We start from the raw sequence: 7,997 nt of genomic DNA on the forward strand, positions 1-7,997 counted from the left end.
ACTTGGGACTCATCAGGAAGACATCAAACAACACTACATGTTGCTATTGTACTAAGTAATCAACAGATGAAGGTAATTAGAAAGTACTGCAAAGATAAAAGCCTAATATTGCTAACCTTGCAAAATTTCTTAAGTATTATTCAGAATTGTGTACTAAAGGGTGAAGAATACGATTGCCATTTGTACCGACAGTTAGGACTTTTAATGTTTCCACTTTTACAATCTATCCCAAGAATATATTCAAGTGATGAGGTTAGGACAAGTATTCAGCCAGCGTTAACTCGTTTAGTTGATATAATACTGGATACTTATTTTAATAAAGCTAATATTACTGGTGATGGAATAAGAAGAGAATTGAGTGTGCTTCCTTGTATTTACAAGATGCAACTGCAAGGCATAAAACTAGACTATGATGGTTTTATAGTTGAGCTATTGAATATAGAGCGTGAGTTAGAATCTTCATTAGTATCTATAAATAACATGTTGGGAGTAACAAACAATAGTCAAAATTTCAATATGATCCTTCAAGATCATATTGAAAAGTCTCAGCTTGATGATGAAGTAGTACAACAAATAAAAAGATACAACCAATGTAAGAAGATTCTTACTACATATGGTTTAGACAAGCAAATGAAATACCTTGATGGGAATGGATATCTAAGGTGTCATTGGAACTCATTCGGTACAAAAAGTGGAAGAATTACAACAACTTTGCCTAATCTTCAAGGCTATCCAAAGCGTTTACGTAACTTTTGGATACCAGAAGAGGGTAATGTTCATATTTGGGGGGATTATGTTTCAGAAGAGTTTGTTTTACTTGCATATTTAGCAAAAGAAGATAAGCTCATCAAAGCAATAAAAGACGGTGCAGATTTTCACAAAATAACTGCATCAGATATATTTAAATGTCCTGAAGATATGCTAACTGAAGAACAAAGAGTAATTGGAAAGAAGGTGAATTTTTCTATTCTTTATGGAGCTGGTTATGAAGGACTTCAAAATCAGCTGCATGGGTGTGGGATTTATTATTCGAAGGAGGAAGTAATACGATTAAAAGATTCTTTTTTTGAAACCAATCCAGGAATAAATGAATATCAAAAGAAATTGGAAGGTGAACTTAAACTTCAAAGTGTTGGAGGTAAAACGTGGTACTCACCTAACTTACCTCCTAAATATAAAAGATTAAATATGATTATCCAATCAAGTGGAGCAGATATTTTAAAAGAAGTTCTAATTGAGTTGAATTATAAATTACCAAAGACATGGAATCTAAAGTTTTGTATACATGATTCAATACTTTTAGAAGTACCATCATGTGATTGTAAAGAGGCTTCGAAACTTTTAGAGCAGGTTATGCAAGAAGGGTTTAAACGGCTTGTACCAACCGCAAGTTATATTCCTGTAGATATTAAAGTGAAAAAATAGGAGATGAGATTATGCTAAACTTTAAAAATATTATGACAACAACAGAATTTAAAAAGAGCATGTATGAGGCAAATAAGAATAGGTATTCCGAAAATAAGGTGGAGATACCGTTTCGGGTTCGATTTCAAACAAACACATCTTATCCAGCCATAATAAACAACGTAACTTATGATGAAAAGAAGAAGTATACAAAAATTCAATTTGCAGTATTTAATGAGGAGGGAAAAAGAAAAAATTTTGATCAAACTTATTCTGACAATGAGTATGCACAAGAGATACTCGAAGGCATATTAGATAAGCTATTGTATGAAGATGAGTGGGATATCTTAGATAATTTAATTGGAAAGACTTGCATTGTAAAGCTGGTTAAAAATGATCAGTATACTAATGTTAAAGTTATCAGTAGATGTCTTGATGAGGAAAACGATACTGATGAGATGGATTATGATATACAAGATTATTGTGATATGGAGGAAGAAGATTATGCATAAAAAAGGTTTAACTTCTACTCTTGAAACATGGGATAGGGATCATTATAACGTCGTAGATGAGGAAGAAGAGGGGTTGAAGCAACAGCTTCAATCCCCTGAATTAGATTCGCGGGAACAAAGAGTAATCAAGTCTGAATTAGAAGAACTCCAGGAAGAGAATAGAGGTATTGAGATTACTAAGCGTGGAAAATCTCTTGATATACATGTTTTCACAAGCTATCTTCTAACAAGATTCATGATGATTATGGTGATGGAGAAGCTTGCTTTCTACAATTTCAAACAACGTAGATATCAATATTTGCCAGAAAGTGTTGAACGGAAGTTTTTTGCTGAAGTATTAGGTGAATATGATTCATCACTTTGGTCTCCATGCTTGGAAAGTAATTATACAATGGCTGTAAGAAGAAAGTTAGTATGCTATAAGCAATATAGTATTCCGAAAGGAGTTGTATTTTTCCCGAATGGCTACTTAGATTTACATAAGAAGCTTTTTGAGAAGAAGAATAATTATAAGCATATTAATTTTTCAAGTTTAGGGTTTATGTATGATCCTGAGGCTGATTGTCCCCAGTTTCTTGAGTTCTTAAGAGATATCTTTAATAATGATCAAGCAGTCATTGATAATATACAAGAAATCTTTGGTTATACATTTGCTTATGGGGAGTATCCAATTCAAAAATTCTTTGTATTCTACGGAATGGGGAGAAATGGGAAGGGGGTTTTAACCAGACTTCTAACGGATCTGCATTCAGAAGAAAATGTATCTGCAGTTTTTTTGGATGACTTAAGTGAACGCTTTGGTAAGCAGAATGTATATGATAAAGTTTTAAATATAAGTGGTGAACGAGAACAGAAGAAACCTTTGGATACTGCTGTCATAAAAACGTTAACTGGTGGTGACTTAATAGATGTTGAGTTAAAGTATGAAAAAGCATTTTCTATACGTATTTCATGCAAATTCATTATTTGTTGTAATCAAGCTATCAAGGTTAACAATGATTCTTCTAAAGGTTTCTTTTCAAGACTACATCCAATTAATTTCCCGAATACTTACAAAGAACTTAGAGCAGGTGAAAGTAAAGAAGAGGGAGTTCGTTATGAGGATAAAACGATTTATAGCAGGTTGAAAGAAGAACTTCCTGGTATATTTAATTGGGCGATGGAAGGGTATTACCGTTTGGCTGACAATTCATGGAATATGACACCATGCCAAGCTATTGATGAGCTAAAGCAGAAATACTATTATGAAGCCAATCCAGTCATACATTTTTTCAGCGCTTGTATACAAGTAGGAGATGAGAAAAAGATTATATCTATGCCAGATGTATATAGACATTACCTTTCTTGGGCTAATACACATGACATTAGAACAGAAGAATTTACAAACAAACGTGAATTTCATCAAGCATTCCGTAAATGCATGGAGGAAGTGCATCGTTCTAGTCAAGCGAAAATGATAAATGGTACTAATTATTATATAGGAATTGAAATGAAATCAAATTGGAAACAAAGGGTGTGTTTCACCTAACTACTATAAAGTGTAAAAAGTGTGTATTTTCAAAAAAAATTTTTTGTGGCTAATTTCAGGTAAATAAATTTTTTCTGAATTATACACTTTTCACACCTAAAGACAATGTTTAGGAGTGATACGAGCAGTAAGTAGAATAAATGAAATGTTTACAATTATAAGTTTATATTATTGATAGGAGTAGCATGTATGGAGATTACTAGAGAGTGTGATGGTATAGATTATATCATTGAAGGATTAGCAAAATTAGTTTTAGAAGTAATTAATTCAGAAGAAAGTGAGGAAAACAGTAATGGAGAAAACAATTAGAGCTGCAGTATATTGCCGAGTTAGTACAAAGGAGCAAGCAGATTTTGGTTATTCAGTAGATGAACAGGAGCGTTTGCTAATACAACATTGTAAATCACATGGGTATGATTTTGTAAGAAGTTATACTGATCGAGGAGTAAGTGGTAAGAATATACAAGGAAGGGAACAGCTTAAACGGTTGCTTGATGATGCAAAGGCTCATAAATTTGACATTGTGCTTGTATGGAAGATTAATCGTATTTCAAGAGCATTGAAGGATTTGCTTCAAATTGTCGAGTTGCTTGAACGTAACTCTGTATCATTAAAATCGATAACAGAAGCTTTTGATAATTCTACTCCTATGGGACGAATGCAATTTCAGATGATGGGCATTATTGGTGAATTTGAGCGAGGGTGCATAGCTGAAAATGTTAAGATGGGTATGATTGCAAAAGCAAAGGCAGGAAGTTGGAATGGAGGTATAGTATTAGGATATGATAGTAAGCAAGTAGGAGACAGTAATGTGAAGAGACCTGAAAAAAGATTGATAGTTAATGAAAAAGAAGCTAGGATTGTAAGGGAAATCTTTCAACTGTACGCCTCAGGACTTGGTTACAAGGCTATCGTTTCTAAGATTAATACTAAGGGCTATAAGAGTAAGAAAGGAAATGATTTTTCAGTTAATACAGTAAGACAAGTCCTATTGAATCCGATTTACATAGGAAAGATACGTTTCAATAGATATCCAGATTGGAGTAGTAAACGTAGAAGAGGTGTCAATGAAGAGTGTATTTTGGTAGATGGTTTACATGAACCAATAATTAGTCAGCAGTTATGGGAGAAAGTACAGTCTATTATGAAGATGAATACAAAAGCACCTAAGAAGTATGACTCATGGTTTCCGTTAACAGGAATTTTAAAATGTCCAGTTTGTGGAGCAGGTATGGTTATTACAAGAGCACCGAGCAAAGGAGGGAAGATTGAATACTATTCATGCGGAGCGTGGAAGAATAAAGGGGTTAGCGTTTGTAACGCAAACTCCATTAGAGTGAATGAAGCAAATGAAGAGGTCTTAAAACGTTTGACAACTTTTGTAAGTAACCCAAAGATGATTAAAGAAGTAGTGAAGGTTTTGAATCAAAGCAGAAGTAATCAAGTAAAGCCTTCACAGAAAGAGCTTCAGGCAATTGAAAAAGAACTGCTTACAATTAGTAATAAGAAGCAAAAGATATTTGAACTGTTTGAGGAGGAAATGATTACAAGAGAAGAATTCGTAGAAAGAAAGGAGTATCTCAATCAACAAACAAAAGAGTTAGAAGAAAGAAAGCAACAGCTGCAAATTACATTAAACGAGGCTCAAGGAGATGAGATATCGTATGAAGCAGTACAAGCAATTTTAAGTCGGTTCAATGAGGTGATGAGTAAATGCAAGGATAATGCTGAAAAGAAGATTCTGTTACAGTTAATCATAGAGAAGATAACGATTGACCGAACACGTAGTATTGATAGTATTCAGCTTCAATTGAATGACAATCTAGTAAGATTTCTTAAGGCAAGCCATGAGGGTATATCCAAATCGGATATGCCCTCTATTTTTGTGCAGAGAATGAAGGGATATAGGGAGGGAGATATAGTGCTGTGTATATGAATAATACAGGACGATTAGTGGCATTAGCAATTAACGAGAGAAAAATTGATTGTAATACAATTGAAAAAATATTATTACAGTGTATTAATTGTAGGGCTGGTTCCGATCTGTAGTAATATCCTATTATAATTTAGGTAAAAGTATATAAATGAATATATAAAAAGCAAATGTCAATATAAGTGATTTAATTAGGCTCTTTAGTAAAGAAAAACTTAGAATATGTAATTTAATGTTGTAAAAAGTAGGAAGTAAATATAAAATAGAAATAAATCTAATTAAGGGGGAAACTTTAAATGAGGCTATATAAGATGAAAATTGAAGGGTTTAGAAGACATTGGTGTACTGATGTAGTCTTATCCAATGCTACATTTTTAATTGGTGAAAATAACGCTGGTAAGAGTTCAATATTAGCAGCAATAGATTATTTCTTAACTGATAAAAAGGTAATAGCAGAAGATGAGTTTTTTCAAGTATGTGACAGTGATTACAAAAATATATCAAGTAAAAAAAAGATTATACTAACGGGTGAATTTCGTGAACTTCCTGAAGAGGCACTTCGATGGAAGGGATTTAAGGGAAGAGTATTCCCTTACCAAGAAGATGGAACTACGAAATATCGAATATTTTATAGGAAAACATACGAACCATCTAAGCAAGCAGTAGTTGAACTAAAAGAGTATAAAAAAGAAATGAAAGAAGAGTTTTGGAATTGCACTACTCTGCAACAATACATCGACAATGGATTAGAGGAGCAAATTGTAAGTGAAGTATTCGGTGATATAGATAGAACTGTAAAGATGAATGCTGCTTTAAAAGCAAAATTAAATGAAATTGAAGAAATCTATGATTATGATGAAAGTAATGAAACGTGGTTCCAAAACCCTGGAGGCATACCTGGCAATGTATTAAGTAAATTACCAAGAGTGTTGATTATTCCAGCTCAAGATAAGCAAGATGACCTTTCAGGTAATTCAGGGGCATTAATGTCTACCTTAAATGAATTATTCTGTGAAATAAGGAACTCCTCTGCAAACTTTCGTGAGGCTCAACGGTATCTAAATCTACTAGCGAATGAACTAGATCCGAATAACACCGAGACTGATTTTGGATGTATGATGGTAGAATTAAATAGTATTTTAAGTGACATATTCCCAAGTACAGGTATACATACAACAGCAAAATTAAATGAGGCAGATAAAGTGATAAAGCCTCAGTTTACGGTGAATATGGCTAGCAATGTGGTTACTAACGTATGCATGCAAGGTACTGGGACTATAAGAGCAGCAGTATTTGCATTATTAAGGTATAAATCATTACGTGAACAGCGCATGATTCAGACTGGTGAATATATTAGACCATTGATTATTGGGTTTGAAGAACCAGAGTTATATTTGCATCCTAATGCAGCATATCAAATGAGAGAGACGATCTATAAATTAGCAGATTCTGAGTTGAATCAGATCATATGTACAACACACTCGCCTTATATGATTGACTTGGGACAAAAACCAAAGCAGGTTTTAAATCTTTTATCACTGGTTAAAGAGAGTGTATTAATCGAAGAAAACATTGAGATTGATAAAGTGCTATGTAACCCATTTAATATTAGTGAGGCTTTCAAACAACTACACGATGATGAGAAAATGTACATAAAGATGTTATTAAAGATTGATGATTATGTTGCTAAAGTTTTCTTTACAAAAAAAGTACTTATAGTAGAAGGAGATACCGAAGAGGTAGTAATCAGAGAGACAATCGAGTGGCTTAGTAATGAACAAAAACTCAATATCTATCACAACTGGCAGATAATAAAAGCGAGAGGGAAGGCAGCTATTATTTCGTTGGTAAAATTCTTAAAAGCAATGGGAGTAGAGCCTCTTGTTATGCATGATTCTGACATAGGAACACAAGGTGCAGAGGTATTTAATCAACCCATTTTAGAAGCTGTAGGAGATCCAACTAGAGTGTTTCAACTAAATAATTGTATGGAAGACATTTTGGGTTACACTGCGCCTAGCTCTGAAAAACCTTTCAAGGCATATAAGTATATAAAGGAAAATTGGAATCAACAAAGTGATATACCAGAGGAATGGCTGAATTTATTCAAAAGTATATTTGGACTATAATTATTTATTAATTCAATACATTTGGATTAGAAATAAACAATATTGAGTAAATAGGGTTAAAAATAGAATAATAACATTTAAGATGGTTGAGGAACATATCCAAAGCCATCTTAAATATTTTATATATTTATATTTTAATAGTATATTAAAACACGAGGTGACATTTAATGGAAAATAAAAGAATGATAGACTCAAAAGGTAAATTTATTCCTACTAAAATGAGTCTAAAAGATTATTATTCTAAAATCGTTAGTTTTTCTTCTAATTTTATTGGTAAAGCCATTATTACTGGAATAGCGCTGTTTATAGCTTATCTGTTCTATCAATTAGGATATGCCCTTTTATATGGTTATTACTTTGGAGGAAATGAATATGAAATTGCACCGTTGACTATAATGATTAACCAAATACCTTTTGATTTAAAATATGTTACCGTTTTAGGCATTTTCATTTTGTCAATTGTATTATTAGTATTACTACTTTCATACAAA

The 7,997-nt window shown here is 32.8% G+C and carries 7 protein-coding genes; all 7 read left to right on the forward strand.

The features are described from left to right. Positions 1 to 1,425: DNA polymerase (locus tag ACW2QF_RS13400; protein ID WP_455716512.1), on the forward strand; the 1,425-nt coding region annotated here is incomplete at its 5' end. Positions 1,426 to 1,436: 11 nt separating this feature from the next. Further along, positions 1,437 to 1,916: a hypothetical protein gene (locus ACW2QF_RS13405; protein ID WP_455716513.1), complete on the forward strand. Its 480-nt coding sequence runs from the start codon at positions 1,437 to 1,439 to the stop codon at positions 1,914 to 1,916. Continuing rightward, the gene (locus ACW2QF_RS13410; protein ID WP_455716514.1) at positions 1,909 to 3,444 is read left to right on the forward strand and encodes a DNA primase family protein; all 1,536 of its coding nucleotides are present in this window, start codon (positions 1,909 to 1,911) and stop codon (positions 3,442 to 3,444) included. The genes ACW2QF_RS13405 and ACW2QF_RS13410 overlap by 8 nt, the downstream gene beginning before the upstream one ends. Positions 3,445 to 3,736: 292 nt before the next feature. Then, complete coding sequence (locus tag ACW2QF_RS13415; protein WP_455716515.1) at positions 3,737 to 5,380, forward strand: recombinase family protein; 1,644 nt, start codon at positions 3,737 to 3,739, stop codon at positions 5,378 to 5,380. Then, on the forward strand, positions 5,371 to 5,493 hold the full coding sequence (locus ACW2QF_RS13420) for a hypothetical protein (RefSeq protein WP_455716516.1): 123 nt from the start codon (positions 5,371 to 5,373) through the stop codon (positions 5,491 to 5,493). Before ACW2QF_RS13415 ends, ACW2QF_RS13420 begins: the two co-directional genes overlap by 10 nt. A 180-nt stretch (positions 5,494 to 5,673) precedes the next feature. After that, entirely contained in the window at positions 5,674 to 7,506 is a 1,833-nt protein-coding gene (locus ACW2QF_RS13425) for an ATP-dependent nuclease (protein WP_455716517.1), read from the forward strand. A 167-nt stretch (positions 7,507 to 7,673) separates the two neighbouring features. After that, positions 7,674 to 7,997 (forward strand): hypothetical protein (locus ACW2QF_RS13430; protein WP_455716518.1); only part of this gene is annotated, 324 nt, incomplete at its 3' end.

The sequence above is a fragment of the Anaerosporobacter sp. genome, assembly GCF_965301125.1.